This is a genomic window from Haloferax sp. Atlit-6N (assembly GCF_003383195.1).
Taxonomy (GTDB): domain Archaea; phylum Halobacteriota; class Halobacteria; order Halobacteriales; family Haloferacaceae; genus Haloferax; species Haloferax gibbonsii.
Genome location: NZ_QEQJ01000003.1, coordinates 129,007 through 153,633, shown reverse-complemented (window position 1 = coordinate 153,633; position 24,627 = coordinate 129,007). Strand labels below are relative to the sequence as shown.

The following is a 24,627-nucleotide window of genomic DNA, read 5'->3' as shown; positions in this document are numbered from 1 at the left end:
ATATGCGGCGAAAACTATTAACAAGAATCTGCTGTTCAAACTACTATATCGTGCCCACGAGAAACGTTTCTACCGCGAACGTCGAAACGACTTCGCGTACTTCAACCGATCCGACGCTCTGGTTTGCCCGGTCTCGAACCCCTTGGACTACGAGGTAAAGACACGATGAGTTTGATAACTGTTGCCGACATCGCGCACGACGACCTCGCGCTGACGCCGACGATTCGGTCGGACGCCGCGAGCGAGATAGACGTCATCTCGCAGTCCGCGACGGACCCCGAGACCGGCCTGTTCTTCTTCGTCGTGAAGGGCGCGGAGTGCTCGGCGTTCGAAGAGGCGTTGGAAGTCGACCACACAGTCAGCGACTGGCGACTCGTCTCCGAGCGAGACGACGCCGCGGTGTATCGCATCGGACACACGACGGACGCGATTCTCCTTTCGCCGGTCATCACGGAACTCGGCGGACTCATGCTCGACGCGTGCAGCAACGACACGGCGGGCTGGCGGGTCCGTCTCCAGCTCTCGGACCGCGAGGCGCTCTCGGAGCTGTGGGAGTACTGCGAGGCGAAGGACATCACCTTCGAGCTGAACCGGATGTTCCGACAGGACGGCTGGATGAACGGCGAGCCGAGCAAACTCACCGACGCACAGCGCGACGCGCTCGTCGCCGCCTACGAACACGGGTATTTCGAGGAGCCGCGAGAGGCGGCGTTAGACGACCTCTCGGAGGTACTCGACATCTCGCCGACGGCCGTCAGCGGGCGCATCAGGCGGGGGACCGCGGAGCTGGTCGAGTCGATTCTTCTCGACGAGTGACCGGGTGAGCCCCGCAGAAACGGTGTGGGAGTCAGACCGCGAGGACGTAGTCGTCCTGCGGTTCGTAGATCTCGCCGCTCATCCGCAGGTCGCGGACGGCGTCGAGCGTTTCGCCGATGGCGACGCCGTTGTCTGTGAGCGCCGCGGCGAGTCGCCCGAGCGCGACGCCGTCGGGGTGGTCCTCGCCGAGTTCGATGAGCGCCTCTTTCACGTCGTCGCTCTCGGCCTCGGCGTCGAACGCGACGCGCTCCCACTCGACGTCGTGGCCGGTGACGTTCGCGTGTCGTCGGTACAGTTCGACTGCCTCGTTCGGCTCCGAGACGGAGACGTGGAGGTCGCACGCCGGGCAGGTGACGACGCCGGCGCGTGGTTTTTCGGCTAGTTTGGAATCCCCGTCGTCAGGCATTGTAAGCGTCCTGTGCGAGTCGATGGAGTTTGTGGACGGTGTGTTCGTTCGGACCGAGCTGTGCCTGTCCGAGCGCGCCGGACTTGAGGCCCTCGTACTGCCGTTCGACGAGTTCGAAGTCCTCCTCTTGGAGCTGTCGGCTCGTCTGGACGAACTTCTCTTCTTCCTCGGAGAGGTCGGCATCGCGGAAGTAGTAGTCCGCGATGAGTTGGAAGCGCCCCTCGTCGATGGGGTCGATGATGTACGTGCCGTAGCCGTCGGCGGTGCCGTACATGTTGACCGTGAAGTTCGGCCAGAAGTAGTAGAACTTGGCCTCGTGCTCGGGATGGATGCGCATCTCGTCGTCGACGTCCTCTTTGTGCTTGTAGTGGAGCACCCAGTGGTAGTCGTTGACTTCGAGTTCGGAGTCCATGAGTTCGAGTCCCCGGACCCAGTCTTGGTGGTTCGCCTGACAGTGGTCGCACTCCGAGTAGTTCCCGCTGAACGTCTTCCAGTTGCACTCGACTTCGGAGACGTAGCGGCGGGCGTGTTCGTACTCGCCGAGCGGCAGGTCCTCGAGTTCGGTCTTCATCGACCCGGCCTGTTCGGCCAGCGAGAGGCTCGGTTCGTCCTCGAAGTTGACGAACACGAGCGGCCCGATAGCGTCCGTGTGGACCTCCATGAGGCCGTTCTCTTCGGGGTCGAGTTCGCTGACGGCGTCGTCGTCGAGGTCGGGGTTCAGACTCGCCTCCTCGAAGCTCTTCGGAGTGCTCTGGAGCGACCCGTCGAGTTCGTACGCCCAGAGGTGGTACGGGCAGGTGATTCGACTGAGGCTTCCGGGGTCGGTCATCGGCGTGTCGTCGAGCATCTTCGACCCGCGGTGGGCACAGACGTTGTAGAACGCCCGCACGTCGCCGTCGTCATCGCGGGTGACGATTATCTGCTTGCCGCCGATGGTTCGCGTGAAGTAGTCGCCGGCGTCCGGGATGTGGGTCGCGTGACCCGCGTAGACCCAGTACTGACCGAACACTTTCTCCTTTTCCATCTCGTGGACCTCGGGGTCCGTGAAGTACTTCGCCGGCAACGCGTTCGTTTCCGCAGTGATGTCGGCGCTAACCGCACCGATTTCGTCACGATTGTTGTTCCACCGTGTCATGGGAGGAAGAAACACACATCTTTGGAAAAGGGTTCGTCGGAAATAGTGGACCCGTATAAGTGGCGGTGGATAGTCGCAGTGGCGCGGCGATTCGGCCGTCAGCGACGGTCTCGACGGGTTTTGAGTCGGACATCGGAAAAAGGTGCTTTGTGATACAGGTCAAGAGTGAAGGGGGGACGTTCCGAACCGCCGAGCACAATGAGTGTCCGTGACGACCGATACGACGTCGCCGTCGTCGGGGTCGGCGGGATGGGAAGCGCGACCGCGTACCACCTCGCCGACCGCGGCCTCGACGTCGTCGGTCTCGAACGATACGACATCCCCCACTCGCAGGGGTCGTCTCACGGTATCACGCGCATTATCCGGCGCGCGTACTACGAACACCCCTCGTACGTCCCGCTCATCGAACGGGCGTACGACCTCTGGGACGACCTCGCCGACGAGACCGGGCGCGAGGTCATCCACCGAACCGGCTCTATCGACGCCGGCCCGGTCGACAACGACGTGTTCGCCGGCTCGAAGCGCTCCTGCGAGGAACACGACATCCCGCACGAGGTGCTGACCGGTGCGGAGGTCAACGAGCGGTTCCCCGGCTACGAACTCCCCGAGGAGTACCGCGCGGTGTATCAGGAGGACGGCGGATTCATCGTCCCCGAGCAGGCGATTATCGCGCACACCGAGGCGGCGCAGGCGCGGGGTGCGGAGATTCGTGCCCGCGAACGGGTCGAAGACTGGGCGGAGACGAACGACGGGGGAGTACGCGTCCGCACCGACCGCGGCGTGTACGTCGCGGACGCGCTCGTGCTCGCCGCGGGCGCGTGGAACTACAAACTCGCCGACGCCCTCGACGGGCTTGCGGTCCCCGAGCGACAGGCGCTCGCGTGGTTCCAACCCGAGTCGCCGGCGACGTTCGCGCCCGAGGAGTTCCCCGTCTGGAACCTCAGCGTCCCCGAGGGCCGGTTCTACGGGTTCCCGGTCCACGACGTGCCGGGCTTCAAACTCGGCAAGTACCACCACCGCGACGAGGAAGTCGACCCCGACGACTTCGACCGCGAGCCGAACCGCGCCGACGAGGCGATACTCCGGGACGTCACGGAGAAGTACTTCCCGGAGGCCGCGGGGCCGACGATGTCGCTCGCGACGTGCATGTTCACGAACTCGCCGGACGAACACTTCATCCTCGACACGCTCCCCGACCACCCGCAGGTCGCCGTCGGGGCCGGCTTTTCGGGACACGGCTTCAAGTTCGCCAGCGTCATCGGCGAAATCCTCGCCGACCTCGTCGTCGACGGCGAAAGCGACCTGCCGCTCGACATGTTCTCGCTCGACAGGTTCGAGTGACGACCGCGGCTTTCGGTTTCACCTCGTCAACCGATTTGAGGGTATAACTTTCGCAACGTCCCTCTATTTGCGTATAAATGCCACTATTATCGAAGACTATCGGTTAAGATGTGTAATACCGATGGGTTGGTTGAATCGTGAGGGGTGTGGGCTCGTGTCACGGTCCGAGTGGACGCGCCGGAGCAGGCGCCGACCTCGACGGTGACCGCGGGTGGCCCCAAAGCGGGACAACGATATGAGCGTACACGAATTCCAGAGGCGGTTCCTAACGGAGGGTGTATCGAATGCCGAATAGCAACGACTCGGCCGACCGGTCTACGAGCGAACTACAGGCGGACCTGTTCTACCCGGAGACCGAGCGCGAACCCGGCGATGGGAACATCCAACGCTGGGGGCTCGACATCCACCCCGTCGTCTTCCCGGCCGCGCTCTTGATAATCGGCGCCTTCGTCGCCGTGACGCTCGTCCTCGGCGAGCAGGCGGCGAGCGTCTACTCGGGCGTCAGGGGTTTCTTCGAGGGTAACTTCGGGTGGTTCTTCCTCCTGTCGGTCAATCTCTTTATCGTCGTCTTGGCGTACTTCGCGCTGAGCAAGTACGGCGAGATAACCCTCGGCGGCGTCGAGGCCGAAAAGGAATTCAGCGACTTCTCGTGGATGGCGATGCTGTTCAGCGCGGGCATGGGTATCGGACTCATGTTCTACAGCGTCTCGGAGCCGCTGTACTACTTCACCAACGTCCCCGGCTTCTTCGACGCCGAAGCCGGGTCCGGTGGCGCGGGCATCGCCGCGATGACCCAGACGTTCTTCCATTGGGGGTTCCACCCGTGGGCCATCTACGGCCTCGTCGGACTAGGGCTCGCGTTCTTCTCGTTCAATCGGGGGCTGCCGCTCACCTTCCGGTCGATTTTCTGGCCGCTCCTCGGCGAGCGAATCTACGGCTGGCCGGGCCATCTCATCGACCTCGTGTCGGTGTTCGCGACGCTGTTCGGCCTCGCCACGTCGCTCGGCCTCGGCGTCGCACAGATAAACACGGGTCTATCGTACATCCTCGGCGAGAGCATGCTCGGCATCCTGAGCGTTCCGAACAACACCGGGATGCAGATTGCGCTCATCGCCGCGATTACCCTCATCGCCACCGCGTCCGTCGCGGCCGGCCTCGAAGGCGGCATACGACGCCTGAGCACGCTGAACGTCTTCTTGATGTTCGTCTTGCTGGCGTTCGTGCTCGTCGCCGGTCCGACGATGAGTATCTTCGGCGCGTGGGTGCAGGGGCTCGGAAACTACTTCAGCGACTTCCTCTCGTTGGCGTTCTTCACCGGCACGCTCGGCGGCGGTGCGTCCACCGTCAACGGTTGGACGGTGTTCTACTGGGCGTGGTGGATTGCGTGGTCGCCGTTCGTCGGCATGTTCGTCGCGCGCATCTCGAAGGGACGGACGGTCCGCGAGTTCGTCTTCGGCGTGTTCGTCCTGCCGTCGCTGTTCTCGACGGTTTGGCTCTCGGCGTTCGGCGGGAGCGCCCTGTTCAACTCGCTTCAGGGCAACGGCGTCGTCCTCGCGACCTATGGCGAGGCCGGACAGACCGTCGCGATGTTCGCGCTACTCGAACAGTTCCCCTTCAGCGCCGTCTCGGGACTGCTCGCGGTGACGCTCGTAGTGACGTTCTTCGTGACCTCCTCGGACTCGGGGTCGCTCGTCGTCGACCATCTCACGTCGGGCGGCAAACACAACGTTCCGCGGACGCAGCGTATCTTCTGGGCGGTCACGGAGGGCGTCGTCGCGTCGCTTCTCCTCTACGGCGGCGGGCTCGACGCGCTCCAGACGGCGGCTATCGCGACGGGATTCCCGTTCGCTATCGTCCTCGTCGTCACGTGCTACACGGTCTATCTCGGCCTCGACAAGGAGTACGAACTCCTGCAGTCCGAGGAGTTCGCCGAGCGGATAGAGAACCTGGGCGACGAAGACATCGACATCGACGTCGGTCGGTCTCGGACGTCGGTCGTGACCGACATCCGAGAGAAATCCGGGACGACGGACGACTGAACGGAAGCACCGAATCGATGACTCTACGCTATCGATGAACGCGCTCGCTGTCGTTTCGGCGGCGTTCGCGGTCTTCCTTTTCGTCGTCGCGCTGTTCGCGATGACTGTCGGTGAGCTACAGGTCGCGGGTCTCGCGTTCCTGAGCGCCAGCCTCGTTATCTACCTCAGAGAGAAGTACCTCGTCGGCGAGTGACGCTCGTCGGCGAGAAATACTCGTTGGCAACTGACGCTCGTCCGTGGCCAGACCCGGTTCTCCTCTCCCCCGGAACTTATACACCTCAGATAGTGGACCCGGAGAGACATCCGAAGGCCGGAGTCACTACTGTTTGGTATATGAGCACATGGTCTACGTTTCCCGAACGCGCCGGAACGGTCGTCGTCGGGGCCGGCTGTGTCGGCTGTAGCGCGGCGTATCACCTCGCCGAGTCGGGTCGCGACGACGTCGTCGTCCTCGACCGGGGACCGCTGTTCGAGACCGGGGGCTCGACGTCTCACGCGCCCGGACTCGTGTTCCAGACGGCCGGGAACAAGCTGATGACAGAGATGGCGTCGTACACGCGCGACCTCTACGACGGGTTCGGCGACTTCCGGACGTGCGGTGGCATCGAAGTCGCCTACACCGAGGCGCGCTGGGACTTCCTCAAACGCAAGCGCGAGTGGGGGCAGTCCTACGGCATCGACGAGGGCGAACTTCTCACGCCCGAGGAGGTCGAAGCGCGCGTCCCGCAGATAAACTCCGACGTTATCTACGGCGGGTACTACGTCCCGTCGGACGGAAAGGCGGACGCCGTTAGCGCCGCCGAGTCGATGGCGGAGCAGGCACGCGAGGTAGGCGTCGAGTTCTACGGCCACACCGAGGTCACGGACATCGACATCTCTGGCGGCAGTATCGATGCGGTCGATACCGAACACGGTCGAATCGAGGCCGACGAGGTGCTCGTCGCCACGAACATCTGGGGGCCGTTGTTCGGCGAGATGGTCGGCACGGACATCCCGCTCGTGCCCTGCGCGCACCAGTATCTCGTCTCCGACGAACTGGACGAACTCGATGGCGCGTCGCGCGAAATCGAACAGCCGCTGCTTCGGCACCAGGACCACTCGCTGTACTACCGCCAGCACGGCGAGCGCTACGGTATCGGCTCGTACAACCACGAGTCGCTCCTCGTCGACCCGGCGGACATCTACGGTCCCGACAAGCTCGACGACCTCGGACTCGAATATCCGTCTCTCCGCGAGTTTACGGAGGAGCACTTCTACGAGAACACCCACCCGGACCACGACCGCTCGGCGTTCGACGCCGCCAGCGAACTCGTTCCCGGCTTCGAGGACTGCGAGTGGACCTCCGCCATCAACGGCATGTTCTCGTTCACGCCCGACGGCATGCCCATCCTCGGGCCGGACGAGGACACCGAGGGACTCTGGTGGGCGCTCGCCGTCTGGGTCACGCAGTCCGGCGGCGCGGGCGACATCGTCGCCAGTTGGATGGAGGACGGGACGCCGCGGCTCGACGGCTCCCGAGTCAACGCCTCCGGAGCGCACGTCTCCCGGTTCCAGTCTCACACGGGCAGCCGAGAGTACACCTACGGCCGCGGAGCACAACAGTACCGGGAGGTGTACCAGCTCATCCACCCGCGTGAGCAACCGAGCGGACAGCGTTCCCTCCGCCGGAGCCCGTTTTACGACCGGCAGGCCGACCTCGGCGCGGAGTTCTACGACAGCGACGGCTGGGAGGTCCCACAGTGGTACGAGTCCAACGAGACGCTCCTCGAAACGTACGACGTTCCCGACCGGCCGGACTGGCTCTCGCAGAACTGGTCGAAGGTCCACGGCGCGGAGCACCAGCACCTCCGCGAGAAGGTCGGCATGGTCGATATGACGACGTTCACCCCCATCGAAGTGACGGGACCGGGTGCGTTGGAGTTCCTGCAGGGTCTCCTGACGAACGACGTGGACGTCACGCCGGGCCGGATGCGCTACTCCGCGATGCTCAACGAAGACGGCGGCGTGCTCGCCGACCTGACGGTCGCTCGCCTCGGAGACGAACGGTTCGTGCTGTTCACCGGGGGCGGAAGCTCGGCGACGCTCCACTCGCGGTGGGTCACAGAGCACGCGCCCGACGACGGCTCCGTCGACGTGACCGCGCACGTCTCCAGTCGGACCGGCATCGGCGTCTTCGGCCCCGACTCCCGGAAGGTGCTTTCGGACCTCGTCGAGGCCGACCTCTCGAACGACGAATTCCCGTTCTACTCCGCACAGGAGACCTACCTCGGGAGCATCCCCGTGACGATGCTTCGACTCTCGTACGCCGGCGAACTCGGTTGGGAGATTTACGCCCCGACCGAGTACGGGTGCCAGCTCTGGGACGCGATTCGGGAGGCCGGCGAGGAGCACGACATCGCTCCCGTCGGCTGGGCCGCGCTCGACTCGACGAGCATGGAGAAGGGGTACCGTCTCTGGGGGACGGACCTCACGCCCGAACACACGCCCTACGAGGCCGGAATCGGCTTCGCTGTCGACCTCGACACGGACTTCGTCGGGAAGGCGGCGCTCGTCGAAGACAACGCAGACGACAGCACGCCGAGCGACCGAATCGTCCCGATAACCCTCGACGAGGAGGGCGCCGTCGTCGACGCGGGCCATCCGGTGTTCGCCGACGGCGACGTCGTCGGTTACTGCTGTCGGGCGGATTACGGCTACACTATCGACGCCGGCATCGCGTACGCCTACCTCCCCGAACAGTACGCCAGCGCGGGACAGGAAGTCGAAATCCGGTACGAAGGTGACGCCTACCCCGCAACGGTCCGGTCAGGGCCGCTCTTCGACCCCGACCGCGACAAGCTAATCCGGTGAGGGACGATTGCCGGTGCGTCACCGCCTCCGGTCTCCCACATCCCGCTTCCTACCCACTCGGTAGGGTCGTCTCCGTTGCTGACTTCACTCGCTGTCCGTCTCGCGAAATCCCGTCCGGCTCTACGGAGTTCAGCAGAGTCGGATTATCCGAATTATTCAGAGTTCTCGTCGTCGACGCCGCGCTGTTCGAGGACGCGCTCGACGATTTCTTCGGGGTGTTCGGTGGCCACGTCGAGCGCGGCGTTGTGGAGTTCGCTCTTCGTGACGCCCTTGAGCCCGTGGTCGCGGGTCAGTTCGCGCTCCACGTCGTAGGTGATGATGTCGTCGAACTCGTCGGCGACCGATTCGAGCACGTAGAGCGCCTTGTGAACGGTCTCGTCGAACTCGAACGCGGGGCGCTCTCGGGGGTCGATTTCGTCGAGCGGTTCCGGTTCTGGCTCCGGTTCGGATTCGGCCGCGTCGGTGGCGTCAGTGCCCTCGGGCTCCGGTTCTGATTCGGGTTCCGACGCGGACTCCCCGCCTCCCATCGCGGCGTCGAGGTCGCCGAAGGGGTCTTCGCTCATCGGGCCACCTCGCCTTCTTCGACGATTTGCGCGAGTTCGTCGTAGCACGCCAACTGGTCGCAGGTGCTGTCGTAATCCCGCAGCGGCATGTGCTCGCGAATCGACGCGTCGATGGCCGAGCGGTGCCGAATCCCCGGCTTCGGCAGGTCGTCGTTCCACTCGCCGTCGTCGATGGCCTCGAACACCTCCGGGTCGGTGTACGCGAAGTTCGGGAGCTTCGACGCGATGTTCGGCTTCGAGACGAGCGCCTCCACGAGCCGTCTCGTCGGGCGGTCGTGGTCGATTCGGTCCCGGAGGTCGGTCGGTACGACGGCGAGGATTTCGAGGTCGAAGTGCTCCCGCGCGGGCGTGATAAGCCGCTTGACCGTCTTTTCGAGCCCCGAGAGCGCGCCCGACTCGGGGCGCATCGGCAGGACGAGGTTCTGCGTGGCGTACAGCGCGTTGTCGTTGAGTTTCCCGCGCGCCGCGGGGCAGTCCACGACGACGTAGTCGTAGTCGTCGCCGAGAAGCGGGTCGATGACGCGCTGTTTGAGCCGCGCCGACCCCATCATCACGCCGCCGAGGTCCGACTCGACCTGTTCGATGCGGTCGTTCGACGGGAGGAGGTCGATTTCGAACCCGGTCTCCAGGATGAGCTCCCGCGGCTCCAACTCGGCGTCGTCGAGGAGCACGTCGCCGAGGTGCGCTTCCGAGTAGAACTCCTCGCCGAACCCGAGGCCCGTCGTGGTGTGTCCGTTCGGGTCGAGGTCGACGAGCAGCACGTCGCTGCCCCGGTGTGCGAGCTCGCGGGCGAGGTTGATGGAGGTCGTCGACTTTCCGATACCGCCTTTGAGGAGACAGACGCTGACTGCACGTGACATGATGGGGATATCCGTGATAGCGAGATTCTCGGCACAGTTGAAATAATTATGGTTACTCCGACTCTTTGAGAAGTTCAAATAATCCAAGTAATTCTAATAGTTTCTATTCGGGTCGTGTCAACTCGATTCGCGCTCTCTCCTTCGACTGGCGGCCCGAATTGTCGCCGGCAGTAGCTATTTGGGCCCGTTGTGTGCAGATAAATTCGTGACAGATTGGTTGCCCGGCCGAGGGCTACGCGCCCCCGAACTCTCGCCGCAGACGGTGACGCTCGCGGTCGCCGCCGCCTTGCTCCTCGCAGTCGTCGGGCTCCACCCAGTCTCCGTCCTTCCGGTCCGGTCGCAGTACGCGCTCTCGGTTTTCGTCGTCGCGCTCCTGCTTTGGTTGACGAAACCGGTTCCGTACGTGATTTCGAGTCTGGCCTGCGTCTCCCTGTTGTACGCCCTCGGCGTCGTGGACTCCTTCGAGGCCGCGGTGAGCGGCTTCACCTCCTCGCTCGTGTACTTCCTCCTCGTGCTGTTACTCCTCGGCAACGCGGTCCGGTCGGTGGGGTTGGATACCCGGTTAGCGAGCCGACTGCTGTCCCCGGACAGCACCCCTCGCGGGGCGTTTCGTTCCATCGCGCGAAACGTCCTCGTGCTGGCGCTGTTCATGCCGTCCGCGATGGCCCGTGCGGTCGCGTTCATCCCCATCGTCGAGGAGGTGACCGAGGAGTTCGACCTCCCGGCGCGAAGCGGGTTCGAACGGGCGACGTTCCTCCTCTTGGGTCACATCAATCCCATCGCGTCGATGGCGCTCATGACCGGCGGCGGGATGGCGCTGGTCACCTCGGGCATCCTCGCGACGAGCGTCCGACCGCTCTCGTGGGTCGAGTGGGCCGTCTTGATGATTCCGCCGACAGTGGTTCTCTACGCGCTCGCCGCCGCGGCCGCCGGTCTCTTCAACGCCGTCGATGCCGACTCGACTGTCGACCCCGGCGAGCCGGGGATTGCGGACGCGCCCCCCGACGGCGAGTTGACCCGCGAACAGGGACTCGTCGCGGCGGTGATGGCCGGTACCGTCCTCGCGTGGGTCGTCGGTTCGTTCGTCGGACTCCCCGAGATTCTCCCGGCGGTCGTCGCGGTCACAGTCCTCGCGCTTCCGGGAGTCGACGTTATCGACGCCGACGACGTCAAGCAACTCAGTTGGGGCGTCCTCTTTCTCATCGGCGCGACGCTGTCGATTCTGGACGCCCTGGAAGCGACCCAAACCATCGCGCTCGTCGTCGACCTCCTCGCGCGGTTCGTCCCGTTCGAGGCGTTCAGCCACTGGCAACTCGTCGGGCTGCTCCTCGGGTTCGCGGTCGTCGTTCGCGTGCTGTTTTCGACCGGGTCGGCCGCCATCGTGGTGATTCTCCCCATCGTGCTGCGATTCGCGGAGACGTTCGGCGTGACGCAACTCTATCTCGGACTCGCGGTCCTGCTCGTGGTGGGGTCGACCACGATTCTCCCGTTCAACACGACCGCCGTCCTCGTCTCGCTAGACCGCGGACCGCTGACGAACCGGGACGTGACGCTGTTCGGGTTCGTGACGATGGGCCTGTCGCTCGTCGTCGTGACCCTCTCGTGGCTCTTCTACTGGCCGCTCGTCGCCTGAAACGTTGACGAGGGCGTCGCGAACTCGGGCCGGTATCATCGCCCGTTGCGGTAACCACCGGTCTATTTGTAGGTGAACGGTATCTGCCCGGTACGGGTGAGTTCGCATCTTACGTGTTGAGTTTACGACGGCTCCGACCGGCGTCATGTCGAAGATAGATCGCCGCCTGCGAGACGCCCGGAGCATCGAGTTGGACAACGCGTTTTACGTCGAGGACGGGACGTGGATCGAGTCGCTCACTATCGCCTCGAACGGCCCCTTCGACGTGGAGTCCCTCCTCGCCGACATCTCGGGCGTGACCGTCTTCTACGACGAGGAGATTCCGACCGCCTCGACCGACGTGCAGATACGTCGAGTGACGATTCTCGCCAACGAGTCGTACCCGTTCATCCTCGGACTGGTTCTCAGACAGGAGACGATTCCGAACCGCATCGTCCTCCAAGACGGCGTCTTCGAGGTCGTCGCCACCGCCCAGGACTGGGACCACTTCAGGGAACTCGCCGACGAGATTCAGGAGACGCTCGGGGAGTTCGAACTCCGCTCCGTCACGCAGGACGAAGCCCCGGGTGAACCGCTCGACAGCGGCCGATTAAAGGAGGTGTTAATCTCCAAGCTGACCGACGACCAACTCGCGGTTCTGGAGACGGCATTCAACCACGGCTACTTCCACATTCCGCGGGAGACCTCTGAGACCGAACTCGCCGAGGAACTGGGTATCGCGCAGTCCACGCTGAGCGAACGACTCCGGACCGCGGAGCGAAATCTGCTCGAACTCATCTACGGTCCGCGACAGGAGTAGCTCACTGCTTGTTGGAGAATATTGCCGCATCCTGCCGACCGAGTATATAAAGAACGATAGATATCGGGCCGTATCGGGAACAGCACCATGGAAGATACTCCATAACAAGCGGTCGCAATGTCGGAGAAAAATCGTGATAGTTCGGGTGTCGAACGTGGAACTGGCCTTACGCGACGCGACTACGTGGCGGCGACTGCGACCGCCCTCGGCGTGACCGGACTCGCCGGGTGTACCGGTGGCGGCGACGGAAGCGGCGGGAGCGACGGCGGGTCGAGTCTCACCCCCGAGGTCCCGTCCGGAACCCCGGAGACGGTCGAGACGAAGTACTGGCGCGAGTGGGAGACCATCGACGCCGACGAACCGCCGCTCGACTACAGCGCGACCGCCGGCGCGGTGTTGGACCCCGTCCCGGTCGAATTTTCGAGCGAGGACGACCCGTGGATGCGGGAACACGCGCTCATGGTCCAGCGCGGGCTTGACGCCCTCGGCGTCGGGACGCAACTCAACGACCGACCGCTGAACCAACTGTACGCCCAGAGTTGGGACACGAAGGGGCTCGAAGCGATCATCTCGATGAGCACCCACGGTCCGGACCCGCAACGCGGGCTGGACCCGAACCCGCTTTTGATGCGGCGGAGCGAGACGAGCCTCTCGAACTACGACAACTACTACCACCCCGACCTGCAGGAGGTGCTGACGGAACAGAGTCAGACGACCGACCGCACCGAGCGCGAGGAGCTCGTCGCCGAGGCGCAGCGCATCTTCAGCGAGGACGTGGGCGCGCTCATCACGCTGTTCCCCGATATCATCACCGCGGTCAACACGGAGCGCTGGAGCGGCTACGTCCAGACGCCGGGCAACGGGCCGACGAAGGACTCGTTCGTCTGGTCGGAGGTGAACCTGCAACCCCAGACCGACGACCGGACCTACATCAAGGGCGTGACCACCTCGATGAACTCGCTGAACCTCCCGTGGGCCGCCGGCGGCGCGGAGGCGAAGCGGCTGACGTTCATTTACGACGGCCTCTTCGACGCCACGCCGGACCTCGAAGTCGTCCCCGCGCTGGCGACCGGCGGCGGGTTCGTCGACGACACCACCGTCGAACTCACTCTTCGCGAGGGCGTCGAGTGGCACGACGGCGAGCCGTTCACCGCGGAGGACGTGAAGTTCACCGTCGAACTGTACAAGGAACACTCCTCGACCAGTCAGACGCCGTTCTACGAGCCGGTCGAGTCGGTCGAGGTGCTCGGCGACCACGAGGTTCGGTTCAATCTGAAGGGCCCCGACGCGGCGTTCATGACCCAGCGCGTCGTTCGCAGCGTCATCATCCCCAAGCACAAGTGGGAGGACGTGGAGAACCCGTCCCAGCACAACCCCGAGTCGCCCGTTGGCACGGGGCCGTTCACGTACGAGAACTGGGAGCAGGGAACCCGCTTCGAGGTCTCGAAAAACGAGGGCCACTGGATGTTCGACGACGACTGGCGGGCAGACGTGCTCGGCGACCAGGCCACGACCGGCGAGGGCGTCGACCGCGTCATCTGGATAAACGTCGGCAACATCGACTCCATGATCGGCTCGCTGCAGGGCGGCGAAATCGACGCCATCGGCACGACGCTCTCGAACTCGCAGGCCGACCGCGCCGCGAGCACCGCCGGCGTCGAAAAGATGACCTCGGGCAACTTCGCGCCGCTCGACACGAAGCTGATGTTCTCCTGTCCGCTCGTCCGCGACAAGGAGTTCCGCGTCGCCCTCGCCAAGTCGGTCGACACCGAGGGCTTCGCCGCCGACGTGCTGCAGGACCGCGCGACCGTTCCGAGCGGGGAGAACCCGATTTCGGACCTCACGCCGTGGCACACGTCGGACACGACCCACTACGAGTTCGACATCGACGGGGCGAAATCGCTCCTCGAACAGGCCGGCTACACGCGGGATGGCGACGGCAACCTCCGGTTCCCCAACGGGGACGCGTGGGCCGCCTTCGTCGAGCGCATCCAGCCCGGGAACATGCACAAGCGCCGCGACGAACTCGGACAGGCGGACTTCTCGTGAGGTGACACGCATGTCGAACACTATCCACTCGTGGCGTTGGGGGGTCCGGCCATGAGCGAGTTCCAGCGGTTTCTCGCAAAGCGGCTCGCCATCTCCATCGTGCTCACCCTCGTGGCCGTCTCGGTCATCTTCGTCGTCCTGCGGCTGCTTCCGGGGAGTCCGTTCGAATCTCTCGTCACCGCGGGCAACCTGAGCCAGCAGCAAATCACCGAGATTAGAGCGATGTACGGCCTCGACCAGCCGATGTGGCGGCAGTACCTCAGCTACCTCCAGAGCATCCTGCTGTTCCAGTTCGGCTACTCCATCCTGCGGAGCCAGCCCGTCTGGGGGGTACTGGCCCCGCGGCTCGTCAACACGCTCATCCTGCTCGTCCCCGCGTTAGTGACGACGGCGGTCCTGAGTTCCCTCCTCGGGATGTACGTCGGCTGGAACCGCGGAAGCAAACTGGAGAAGCTCAGCATCATCACCACGACCTTCCTCCGGTCGACGCCGGTGTTCATCACGGGCATCCTGTTCGTCATCGTCTTCGCGTACAACCTCGAACTGGTGCCAGCTTTCGGGATGCGCTCTATCAGCGCCTCGCCGGAGGGCTACGTCGAGACGTTCGCCTCGCTCGACTTCCTGCACCACTACATCCTGCCGTTTACCGTGTCGGTGCTGTACTACAGCGGCGACTTCCTGCTGTTGGCGCGCAACGGCGTCGTCGAAAAGCGGGGCTCTGAGTTCCTCAAGCTCCACCGCGCGAAGGGGCTCTCGGAGATGCAGCAGCTCGCACGCGCGGGCCGGAACTCCATGCTGCCGATTCTGACCTACTTCGCGCTGCGTCTCGGGATGATATTCCAGGGACTCATCCTGCTCGAAGTCGTCTTCGGCTGGCCCGGCATCGGCCGCGAACTCGTGCTCGCCATCCAACAGCAGGACTACCCGCTGGTGCAGGCCGCCGTGTTCATCATGGCGCTCGCGGTCATCGTGGCGAACCTCGTCGCCGACGTGCTGTACGCCTACTTCGACCCGACCGTCTCGACCAGCGGAGGTGGTGCCGCGTGAGCACCGAGACGAAGCCCGAAGCCGAACTGAAAAAGCGCGTCGAGGGGGTCGCGGAGACGCTCCGCGACCAGTTCACGTTCCTGCGACGCGACCGCCTCGCGTTCGCCGGCGTCCTCATCGTCGCGGCGTTCGTCTTCCTCGGTCTCCTCGGCCCCGCGCTCGCCCCGCACGACCCCATCGAGCACACCGTCCGCGACGACGCCGGCTCGATGCTGCGGCTGTCCGAACCGACCGGCGCGGCTCCGTTCGGGACGACCGCCTACGGCAAAGACGTACTGAGCCAGTTCCTCGCCGGCGCGCAACCGACGTTCATCGTCGGACTGTTCGGCGGCATCGGGACCGGTGCGCTCGGCTTTCTCGTGGGACTCGTCAGCGGGTACTACGGCGGCTGGGTCGACGAGGTTCTCATGCGTATCACGGACCTCACGTTCTCGCTGCCGTTCACGCCGATGGCGCTGTTACTCCTGACGTTCGTGACGCCGAGCGTCTGGCTCATGACGGGTATCATCGTCGCGTTCCTCTGGAAGATGCCCGCCCGCGTCGTCCGCTCCGAGGTCCTCTCCGTCAGAGAGCGCACCTTCGTGAAGTCGGCGCGCGCCAGCGGCGCGAGCGACTTGCGGACGATGCTCTACCACGTCGCGCCGAACGTGCTCCCCATCGGCTTTCTCTACACGGCCTACGGCATCGCGTGGGCCATCGCCGCGCAGGCCAGCCTGGCGTTCCTTGGATTCGGCGACCCGACCGTCACGAGTTGGGGCCGGATGCTCCGACAGGTGTTCGAATCGGGCAACATGCGCGTCGCTTGGTGGTGGGTGCTCCCGCCCGCACTCGGCATCGCGGCCATCACCACCTCGGTGTTCCTCATCGGCCGCGCCTACGAAGAAGTCATCAACCCGGAGATTCAGACCGAACAATGAGCCTCCTCGATATCACAGACCTCACGGTCACGTACTCGACCGACAGCGGAACCGTCCACGCCGTCAACGACGTGTCGTTCAGCATCGACGAGGGCGTCAACTACGGCCTCGCCGGCGAATCCGGCTCGGGGAAATCGACGCTCGCCGAGGCGGTTCTCGGTCTCCTCCCCAGCAACGGCTCCGTCGAATCCGGCAGCATCGAATTCCAGGGCCGGGACCTGACCGGCCTCAGCGAGCGCGAGCGTCGCGACGTGCTCTGGGAGGACATCGCCTACATCCCCCAGAGCGCGATGGACTCGCTCGACCCGGTGATGTCCACCGGCGCGCAGATTCGGCAGGCGATTCAGACCCACCGGAACGTCACCGACGACAAGGCGCGTTCGCGGGTCCGAGAGCTGTTCGAAATCGTCGGACTCGACCCCGACCGAATCGACGACTACCCCCACGAGTTCTCCGGGGGGATGCGCCAGCGCGTGACCATCGCCATGGCGCTCGCGCTCGAACCGGACCTCATCATCGCCGACGAGCCGACCACGGGGCTCGACGTCATCGTTCAGGACAAGATTATCGACAAGATTCTGGAGATACAGGACCGGATGGACAGCTCGTTGCTGCTCATCACCCACGAAATCGGCGTCATCGCCGAGACGTGCGACGAGCTTTCGATACTCTACGGCGGGAAGGCCATGGAACAGGGAAGCGTCGACAACGTCCTCGTGAACCCCACGAACCCGTACACGATGGGGTTGAAGAACTCCTTCCCGGAGATAGAAGAGGGCGACCAGGACCCCGTCTCGATTCCGGGGTCGCCGCCGAACCTGAGCGAGGCACCCGGCGCGTGCGTCTTCAAGGACCGGTGTCCCTTCGCGACCGAGGAGTGCGAGGCGTCCCATCCGGACCTCGTCGACCTGCCGAACCGAAACCACCGCTCGGCGTGTCACCACGTCACCAAAGCCGCCCAGATGCGGCGCGACGCCACCGACCCGGAGACGTGGGGCATCCCCGACAGCCACGACGAATCGGACCGCGGCGAGGTGCTCCTCGAAACCGACGGTCTCGAGAAGTACTACGAGCAGAGCCAGTCGCTCTTGGAGCAACTCAGGGGGAACGACCCGAACTACGTCCGCGCCGTCGACGGCGTCTCCCTGCGCGTCCGGCGGTCCGAAATCCTCGGCATCGCCGGCGAGTCCGGCTGTGGGAAGTCGACGCTCGGCGAGACCATCGCGCTCCTGAAACAGCCGACCGGCGGCGAGTTCGTCTTCGACGGCGAGCCCTACGAGCACTACGTGGACGGGAACATGCGCGAGTTCCGCCGGAAGGTTCAGATAATATTCCAGGACCCCTTCGACTCGCTCAACCCGAGACAGACGGTTCGGCAGTTGGTCGGCGAACCGCTCACCATCCACGACTACCGGACCGACGAGCGCGAACGGGCCATCATCGAGACGCTGGAGAAAGTCGGGCTCACGCCCGCGCGGAAGTTCCTCGACCAGTACCCGCACCAGCTATCGGGGGGCCAACGTCAGCGCGTCGCGGTGGCCAAGGCGCTCGTCCTCGACCCCGACTTCCTCATCTGCGACGAGCCGGCGTCGATGCTCGACGTGTCGCTGAAGGTGAACCTGCTGAACCTCCTGCGTGAACTCGCGGACACCGAGGACATCGGCATCGTCTACATCTCCCACGACCTCGCCAGTCTGGTGCAGGTGTCGGACCGACTGGCGATTATGTACCTCGGTCGGGTCATCGAGGAGGGGGACGTCGAGTCCATCGCGGCCGAGCCGAAACACCCGTACACCACCTCGCTCCTCGCGGCCGCTCCCGAGAAGGACCCGACGGTCGACCGCGACCGCGTTCTGCTCGACGGCGAGCCACCGAACCCGGTCGACCTCCCGTCGGGCTGCGTCTTCGCCCCGCGGTGCCCGAAGGCCGAAGACGCGTGTCGCGAGAATGAACCGGGTCTCGACACCGTTCGTGACGGCGAACACCGCGCCGCTTGCTACTTCCCGGACGGGGAGATCCCCGCCGACGACCCCGCCGACGACCGCTCCGGCTCCGCATACGGGAACCCCGAGTTCTCGTCGCCGGCTAGTGGCGATTCGGCGAGCGACTGACGCCCTCCTTCGGTTCCTCTCGCTTCGTCTCTTTGGCGACCGCTCGGTAGCGCCGCGTCCCGACTCGGGCCTGGGGTTCGACCCGGCGCGACAGAATTGTCTAAAATAGAAAATTCTACCGAAGAAAATATTTGAACAGTTTTCAAATCATTGGGCGCATACTCCCGAAAAAGACCTGCAATACAAATTCTAAAATCCAATCATGGGTCACTTATCCAAGAAATTTAGAAAGAATGTATTGATTATCTATTCAGGCCGGTTAAAAACGCGAACTATATGCTATGGGCGTGCCTTAGTGGTTGAATTGCCGCCTCCGACCGAATATAATATTGTAGTATGTTTGAACTTCTATCTCTAGTTTGAACTGCTATCGACCGACACTCTCCTTACGCCAACTCCGAGATATCGAACACCGGCTTGCACGTCCCGCCCTCGATGAACGTCTCGAAGGCCTCGTCGGCTTCGAGCAGCGAAAACCGGGTGTCGACGAACGTCTCGCAGTCCACGTCGCCGTCGCGAATCAGGCGGAAGGAGCGCTCGAAGTCCTCGTACATCGAGGCGTACGAGCACTGCAGGTCGATTTCGGCCCGGACGAGCGGGGAGTAGGGCATCGAGGTCTCGCCGGTCTGACCGACGAGGACGATTTGGCCGCCCTTGCGGACCTCTTCGACGGCCGTCGTGAGCCCCGAGGGGTGGCCGGTCGTGTCGAACACCACGTCGTAGCCGACGCCGTCGGTGTGTCGCTCGCGGCGCGCCTCGGTGTCGTCGTCGGCGACGTTGACGGTCTCGAAGCCGAGTTCCTCCGCGAGCGGGAGCCGATAGTCGGCGTCCTGTCCCACGCCGGAGACGACGACGGTGCCGCCCTGTGCGGCCGCGACTTGGGCCGTGAGCAGACCGATCGGGCCGGGTCCTTCGACCAGCACGCGGTCGCCCGCGCCGACGCGAGAGTTCTCGATGACGGCGCGCGCGGCGATGCTCGTCGGCTCCGCGACCGCGGCGTGCCGCTGTTCCACGTCGTCCGGAATCGGATGGAGGGCGCGTTCCGGGACGGCGATGAACCGCTCGTAAGCGCCGTCGTGGTCGACGCCGGTGATGACCGCGTCCTGGCAGACGTTCTCCTCGCCGATGCGACACTGATAGCACTCGCCGCAGCCCCGAATCGGCCGTTCGACCACGCGGTCGCCGACGCCGAACTCGGTCACGCCGTCGCCGACTTCGACCACGCGCCCGGCGTACTCGTGGCCGATGACGGTCGGGAGCTCCATCCGCTCGAAGGCGGATTCGAACTCGTAGATGCCCGCGTCGCTTCCGCAGAGGCCGGCGTAGTCGACCTCCACGAGCACCTCTCCGGCGCCCGGTTCCGGTTTCTGTCGCTCGACGAACTCCATAGCGCCGGAGCTACGCTCCACTTTGGCAAGTCCTCGCATGAGAGCACATGTGGCACGGGTCCGTAAAAACGTATTGCATGCGGCACTCCCATCGCGCGTTCCGCAACTATCATGTCGGCACCGTGCGGACTGGAACCATGGTCGCATACGAGCACACGCCAGTCTCCGTCAGTGACAAGCGCGCTGTCGTCGTCGGCGGGACAAGCGGCATCGGACAGGCAATCGCTCTCGGATTCGCCAGCGAGGGGGCGGACGTACTCGCAACCAGCCGACGCCAGTCGGCGGTCGACGAGACGGCCGACGCCATCGAGGAGTTGGGCGCGAACGCGGTTCGGGAGACGTGCGACGTGACCGACCCGGCCTCGCTCGAACGCGTCCGCGAGCGCGCCGTCGAGGAGTTCGGCGGTATCGACGTGGTCGTCGCCTCGCAGGGCGCGATCTCCCGCGACTCGGTCCGCGACATCGACGACGACGCCTGGGACCACGTCACCGACATCGCGCTCGGGGGCGTCCGCCGCGTCACGCAGGCGATGGCCCCGGCCGTCGCCGACGGCGGGTCGATTATCAACATCTCCTCTCTGGCCGCGCGGCTCTCGATGGCGAACCTCCCCGCATACTCGGCGGCGAAGGGCGGCGTCGAGGCGTTCACCCGCGCGTCGGCGAAGGAACTCGCGCCCGAGATACGCGTCAACGCCATCGCGCCGGGGTTCGTCATCACGCCACAGAACGCCGACACCTACGCCGAAGGGACCGAAAAACGCACGCGAATCGACGAGCGAACGCCGCTCGGTCGAGTCGCGGAGCGAGAGGAAATCGTCGGCGCGGCGGTCTACCTCGCGAGCGACGCGTCTTCGTTCGTGACCGGTGAGGTCGTCACCGTCGACGGCGGGTTCGCCGACAGCGCCTTCTGACGCGACCCTCCGTATCTTCTTCCGCACGTCGTCATCCCGTCGCCGGCCGAGAGGGTTCTCTCGAACACCCGTACTGCCGTCGACGCGCGGTCACCGCCGGTTCCGAAGGGCGACTCGATAGGTGTTCTGTAATGGAGAACGCAGTCTACGGCGCGGAATCACGCTCGGTCTCGCATCATGACTCTCCTCGGTGCTCGCCCAATCCGGTCGCTTTCGCCCGCCTCCGCCCTTCTGCATTACAAGCGTACCTGTGTAATTTGGGCCGCGACCGTCCAGCGTCAAGCGCTTGCGTTGTGAACATTCCCGGTCGATATCGACGACCCATCGTTCTGTGATAGAGAACTTGTTGATTCGGCCGCCCCCGGGGCGAAGATACGCTGAATGTCAACGATACGCACGCAAAGACGGACTATCTCTCCTGTCTCTGGTAGACGTGTCTCTTCGGGGAGGCGGCAGACCGTGAGAACACGTCCGAAACGGCCGAAATCACGAACGTCGAACGTTCCGTCTCTCTGTGCCCGTGTTCTGACTATGAGAACAACACTGTCGGATGCCAGCACGACGGTTCCGAGCCCTTGGCGGCCACGTCGCGGCCGCCGTTCGGCGGTCGGCTCCTCGTCGCTCGGATACGACCTCCTCTCGAACTCGCTCTCGTCCCGCGATTCCGCGCCGTTCGCCGCCAGTTGGTGTCCACGTCGGGACGTACTTTTATAACAATAGATGGTAATGGGGATACTGAATGCAGTACCACCAGCTTGAGGTGTCGGGAGAGCGCTGTCTCACGGCAACTCGCGACTCCACGACGTACGACCTCACGAGCGCCGACGAGGATCTCCGGACGTTCGGGGATTTGGCTCGGGTGGCCGGTATCGCCCGAATCCCAATCGACCGACTTGCCGCCGAACTCTCCGAAAACGCCGACGTGATCGACCAAGAGTTCGTCGACCAGCACACGACCGTCCCAGTTGACGCCGAAGAAGTCTGGGCGGCGGGCGTCACCTACCAGATCAGCGAGCAGGCGCGCGAAGAAGAGAGTTCCATGCCGGACATGTACTACGACGTGTACGATGCCGACCGGCCGGAGATTTTCTTCAAGGCTACACCGTCTCGGACGGTCGAACCGGGCGACGCCATCGGCGTCAGAGACGACTCCGAGTGGGACGTTCCCGAACCCGAACTCGGTATCGTCCTCCGGCGCGGCGAAATCGTCGGGTATACTGTTGGCAACGATGTGAGCAGTCGGTCGATTGAAGGCGAAAACCCACTGTACCTGCCGCAGGCGAAAGTCTACGACCGCTGTTGTTCGCTCGGCCCGTGCGTGGTCACGCCCGACGACATCGACGACCCCCACGAGTTGGAGATGAGCATGACCATCGAGCGCGACGGGGAAGTCATCTACGACGACGCCACGAACACCAGCGAGATGGTCCGCAGTTGCGAGGAACTCGTGTCGTACTTCACGCGGCACAACACGGTCCCCGAACTTGCGGTCATCCTCACGGGTACCTCGCTCGTCCCCGAACAGCCGTTCGACCTCCAAGAAGGCGACCGCGTCGACATCACCGTCGAAGATATCGGCACCCTCTCGAACGGCGTCACCACCGTATGAACCCCACACCCACCGACAGCCTCGAAGAGTTCACGCGCCGCGATTGGCAGGGCGAGGACGTGACGGGCACCGTCAGGCTCGCCATGATCGGTCTCGGCTGGTGGACCCGCGACGAGGCGATTCCCGCGGTCGAGGAGTCCGAGTTCTGCGAGACGACGGTCGTCGTCAGTAGCTCGAAGGAGAAAGCCGAGGGCGCGAGGGAGTTGGCCGAGTCGATAACCCACGGGCTCACCTACGACGAGTTCCACGAGGGCGTCGCGGCCGACGCCTACGACGCGGTGTACGTCGTCACGCCGAACGGGCTACATCTCCCGTACGTCGAGACCGCCGCCGAGTTGGGGAAGGCGGTCCTCTGCGAGAAACCGCTCGAAGCGTCGGTCGAGCGGGCCGAGAAGCTCGTCGCCGCCTGCGACCGCGCCGACGTGCCCCTGATGGTCGCCTATCGGATGCAGACCGAACCGGCCGTCCGACGCGCCCGCGAACTCGTCGAAGCCGGCGTCATCGGCGATCCGGTGTTCGTCCACGGCCACATGTCCCAGCGCCTGCTCGACGAGGTCGTTCCCAACCCGGACCAGTGGCGGCTCGACCCCGACCTCTCCGGCGGCGCGACCGTCATGGACATCGGGCTCTACCCGCTGAACACCGCCCGGTTCGTCCTCGACGCCGACCCCGTCCGCGTCAGGGCGCGCGCCCGAGTCGACGACGAGGCGTTCGAGGCCGTCGGCGACGAACACGTCAGTTTCGGCGTCGACTTCGACGACGGCACGCTCGCGGTCTGCACCGCCAGCCAGTCGGCCTACCAGTCGAGCCACCTCCGGGTGACCGGCACCGAGGGGGAACTCGAAATCGAGCCCGCGTTCTACAACCGCCAGAAACGCGGCTTCCGGCTGTCGTGGGGGGACCAGTCCGCCGACTACGACTTCGAGCAGGTGAACCAGATGACCGAGGAGTTCGACTACTTCGCGTCCCGCCTCCTGACGGAGACCGACCCCGAGCCCGACGGCGACCACGCGCTCGTGGACATGCGCGCGATGGATGCGATTTACGCCGCGGCGGAGCGCGGCACCGACGTCCCGGTCGACACCGACGTCGACTCCGCCTCCGACGAGGCGTAAGTCCCGATTCGACGCGTTTTCGCCCGGAGTTTTATTATCGGGGTCGCCGCACCTCCCCGCATGCAGTTTGGTATCCTCGGCACCGCAGGTATCGGCATCGAATCGGTGATTCCGGCGATTCAGGCGAGCGACCACGCGGCGGCGGCCATCGCGTCCCGCGACGAGACGCAGGCGAGCGCGGTCGCTGACGAGGTCGGCATTCCCACCGCGTACGGCAGTTACGAGGCGCTGTTGGCCGACGACTCCCTCGACGCGGTCTACATCCCGCTTCCCAACAGCCTCCACGCCGACTGGGTTCGAGCGGCCGCCGACCACGGTCTGCACGTCCTCTGCGAGAAGCCGCTGACCGCCAGCGCCGACGAGACGGCCGCGGTCTTCGACTACTGCGAGGACGCGGGCGTCACGCTGATGGAGGGGTTCATGTACCGCTTCCACCCGCGGACCGAGCGGGCCGCCGAACTCGTCGCGTCGGAACTCGGCGAGGTCGTCTCGGTCACGTCGAACTTCTCGTTCCGGCTGCCCGACGGGGCGGAGAACATCCGCATCGAACCCGAACTCGCGGGCGGGAGCGTCATGGACGTCGGCTGTTACGCCATCAGCGCGGCGCGGCTCTTCCTCGGGACGCCCGACCGGGTGTACGCCACCACGACCGACACGCGCGACTGCGGCGTCGACACGCGGATGTCGGGCGTCTTGGAGTACGACTCCGGCGCGACCGCCAGCGTCGAATCGTCGTTCGACACGCCCGAGACGCAGTACTACCGCGTCCAGACCACCGACGGCTGGCTGGAGGCGAAGACCGCGTTCAACATCGAGCCGACGGCGTCCGCCGAACTCACCTACGCGACCGACGGCCGCGTCGTCACGGAGACGTTCGACCCGATAGATAACTACCGACGCGAGGTCGAGGCGTTCGCCCGCGCCGTCGAGACCGGCGAGACGCCGCGAATCGACCGCGAGGAGTCCGTCGACCTCATGCGGACCATCGACGCGGTTTACGAGAGCGCCGACACCGGGCGCGCGGTCGACCTGAACTGA

Annotated in this window: 20 protein-coding genes; 15 read left to right on the top strand and 5 right to left on the bottom strand. The window is 64.7% G+C overall.

Annotated elements, in window-relative coordinates:
* Window positions 1–165 precede the first annotated feature (165 nt).
* Window positions 166–816 carry a helix-turn-helix domain-containing protein gene (locus DEQ92_RS13005; protein WP_004972252.1) on the top strand — a complete coding sequence of 217 codons (651 nt, stop codon included), beginning with the start codon at window positions 166–168 and terminating at the stop codon, window positions 814–816.
* 31 nt (window positions 817–847) lie between these two features.
* Here the strand turns inward: DEQ92_RS13005 and DEQ92_RS13000 are convergent, their stop codons facing one another.
* Window positions 848–1,222, bottom strand: coding sequence for a hypothetical protein (locus DEQ92_RS13000; RefSeq protein ID WP_004972251.1), 375 nt, complete (start codon window positions 1,220–1,222; stop codon window positions 848–850).
* The gene (locus DEQ92_RS12995) at window positions 1,215–2,357 is read right to left on the bottom strand and encodes an aromatic ring-hydroxylating dioxygenase subunit alpha (protein ID WP_004972249.1); all 1,143 of its coding nucleotides are present in this window, start codon (window positions 2,355–2,357) and stop codon (window positions 1,215–1,217) included. Before DEQ92_RS12995 ends, DEQ92_RS13000 begins: the two co-directional genes overlap by 8 nt.
* 198 nt (window positions 2,358–2,555) lie before the next feature.
* Between DEQ92_RS12995 and solA the strand changes: the two genes are divergently transcribed.
* From solA to DEQ92_RS12980, 4 genes are all read left to right on the top strand, one after another.
* Window positions 2,556–3,698 carry an N-methyl-L-tryptophan oxidase gene (solA, locus tag DEQ92_RS12990; protein ID WP_004972248.1) on the top strand — a complete coding sequence of 381 codons (1,143 nt, stop codon included), beginning with the start codon at window positions 2,556–2,558 and terminating at the stop codon, window positions 3,696–3,698.
* Window positions 3,699–3,982: 284 nt separating this feature from the next.
* Window positions 3,983–5,737, top strand: coding sequence for a BCCT family transporter (locus DEQ92_RS12985; RefSeq protein WP_004972245.1), 1,755 nt, complete (start codon window positions 3,983–3,985; stop codon window positions 5,735–5,737).
* Between the two features lie 34 nt (window positions 5,738–5,771).
* Window positions 5,772–5,930, top strand: coding sequence for a hypothetical protein (locus DEQ92_RS23890; protein ID WP_199522912.1), 159 nt, complete (start codon window positions 5,772–5,774; stop codon window positions 5,928–5,930).
* 140 nt (window positions 5,931–6,070) lie between these two features.
* Window positions 6,071–8,587, top strand: coding sequence for an FAD-dependent oxidoreductase (locus tag DEQ92_RS12980; protein WP_004972239.1), 2,517 nt, complete (start codon window positions 6,071–6,073; stop codon window positions 8,585–8,587).
* A gap of 152 nt (window positions 8,588–8,739) precedes the next feature.
* On the opposite strand, the gene DEQ92_RS12975 is transcribed toward DEQ92_RS12980, so the two are convergent.
* Together DEQ92_RS12975 and DEQ92_RS12970 are read right to left on the bottom strand one after the other, a co-directional pair.
* A complete protein-coding gene (locus tag DEQ92_RS12975) occupies window positions 8,740–9,150 on the bottom strand; it encodes a hypothetical protein (protein ID WP_115820923.1) in 411 nt (136 codons plus the stop codon).
* The gene (locus DEQ92_RS12970; protein ID WP_115820922.1) at window positions 9,147–10,010 is read right to left on the bottom strand and encodes a ParA family protein; all 864 of its coding nucleotides are present in this window, start codon (window positions 10,008–10,010) and stop codon (window positions 9,147–9,149) included. Before DEQ92_RS12970 ends, DEQ92_RS12975 begins: the two co-directional genes overlap by 4 nt.
* Window positions 10,011–10,272: 262 nt before the next feature.
* Here DEQ92_RS12970 and DEQ92_RS12965 point away from each other — a divergent pair, with 262 nt between their 5' ends.
* From DEQ92_RS12965 to DEQ92_RS12940, 6 genes are all read left to right on the top strand, one after another.
* On the top strand, window positions 10,273–11,643 hold the full coding sequence (locus DEQ92_RS12965; protein WP_004972233.1) for an SLC13 family permease: 1,371 nt from the start codon (window positions 10,273–10,275) through the stop codon (window positions 11,641–11,643).
* 145 nt (window positions 11,644–11,788) lie between these two features.
* On the top strand, window positions 11,789–12,442 hold the full coding sequence (locus DEQ92_RS12960) for a helix-turn-helix domain-containing protein (RefSeq protein ID WP_004972231.1): 654 nt from the start codon (window positions 11,789–11,791) through the stop codon (window positions 12,440–12,442).
* 183 nt (window positions 12,443–12,625) lie between these two features.
* Window positions 12,626–14,491 (top strand): ABC transporter substrate-binding protein, encoded by a 1,866-nt coding sequence (locus DEQ92_RS12955; protein ID WP_004972229.1) that lies wholly within the window; start codon window positions 12,626–12,628, stop codon window positions 14,489–14,491.
* Window positions 14,492–14,542: 51 nt separating this feature from the next.
* Window positions 14,543–15,538: an ABC transporter permease gene (locus tag DEQ92_RS12950; protein ID WP_004972227.1), complete on the top strand. Its 996-nt coding sequence runs from the start codon at window positions 14,543–14,545 to the stop codon at window positions 15,536–15,538.
* Window positions 15,535–16,455: an ABC transporter permease gene (locus DEQ92_RS12945; RefSeq protein WP_004972224.1), complete on the top strand. Its 921-nt coding sequence runs from the start codon at window positions 15,535–15,537 to the stop codon at window positions 16,453–16,455. The genes DEQ92_RS12950 and DEQ92_RS12945 overlap by 4 nt, the downstream gene beginning before the upstream one ends.
* Window positions 16,452–18,566: an ABC transporter ATP-binding protein gene (locus DEQ92_RS12940; protein WP_004972222.1), complete on the top strand. Its 2,115-nt coding sequence runs from the start codon at window positions 16,452–16,454 to the stop codon at window positions 18,564–18,566. The genes DEQ92_RS12945 and DEQ92_RS12940 overlap by 4 nt, the downstream gene beginning before the upstream one ends.
* Before the next feature lie 386 nt (window positions 18,567–18,952).
* Here the strand turns inward: DEQ92_RS12940 and DEQ92_RS12935 are convergent, their stop codons facing one another.
* A complete protein-coding gene (locus tag DEQ92_RS12935) occupies window positions 18,953–19,993 on the bottom strand; it encodes a zinc-binding dehydrogenase (RefSeq protein ID WP_004972220.1) in 1,041 nt (346 codons plus the stop codon).
* A gap of 98 nt (window positions 19,994–20,091) precedes the next feature.
* On the opposite strand from DEQ92_RS12935, the gene DEQ92_RS12930 reads away from it, so the two are divergent.
* From DEQ92_RS12930 to DEQ92_RS12915, 4 genes are all read left to right on the top strand, one after another.
* Window positions 20,092–20,865, top strand: a complete 774-nt coding sequence (locus DEQ92_RS12930) for an SDR family NAD(P)-dependent oxidoreductase (protein WP_004972217.1) — start codon at window positions 20,092–20,094, stop codon at window positions 20,863–20,865.
* Window positions 20,866–21,604: 739 nt separating this feature from the next.
* Entirely contained in the window at window positions 21,605–22,474 is an 870-nt protein-coding gene (locus DEQ92_RS12925) for a fumarylacetoacetate hydrolase family protein (protein WP_115820921.1), read from the top strand.
* Window positions 22,471–23,589 (top strand): D-xylose 1-dehydrogenase Gfo6, encoded by a 1,119-nt coding sequence (gene gfo6, locus DEQ92_RS12920; RefSeq protein ID WP_115820920.1) that lies wholly within the window; start codon window positions 22,471–22,473, stop codon window positions 23,587–23,589. Before DEQ92_RS12925 ends, gfo6 begins: the two co-directional genes overlap by 4 nt.
* Window positions 23,590–23,649: 60 nt before the next feature.
* Complete coding sequence (locus DEQ92_RS12915; RefSeq protein ID WP_115820919.1) at window positions 23,650–24,627, top strand: D-xylose 1-dehydrogenase; 978 nt, start codon at window positions 23,650–23,652, stop codon at window positions 24,625–24,627.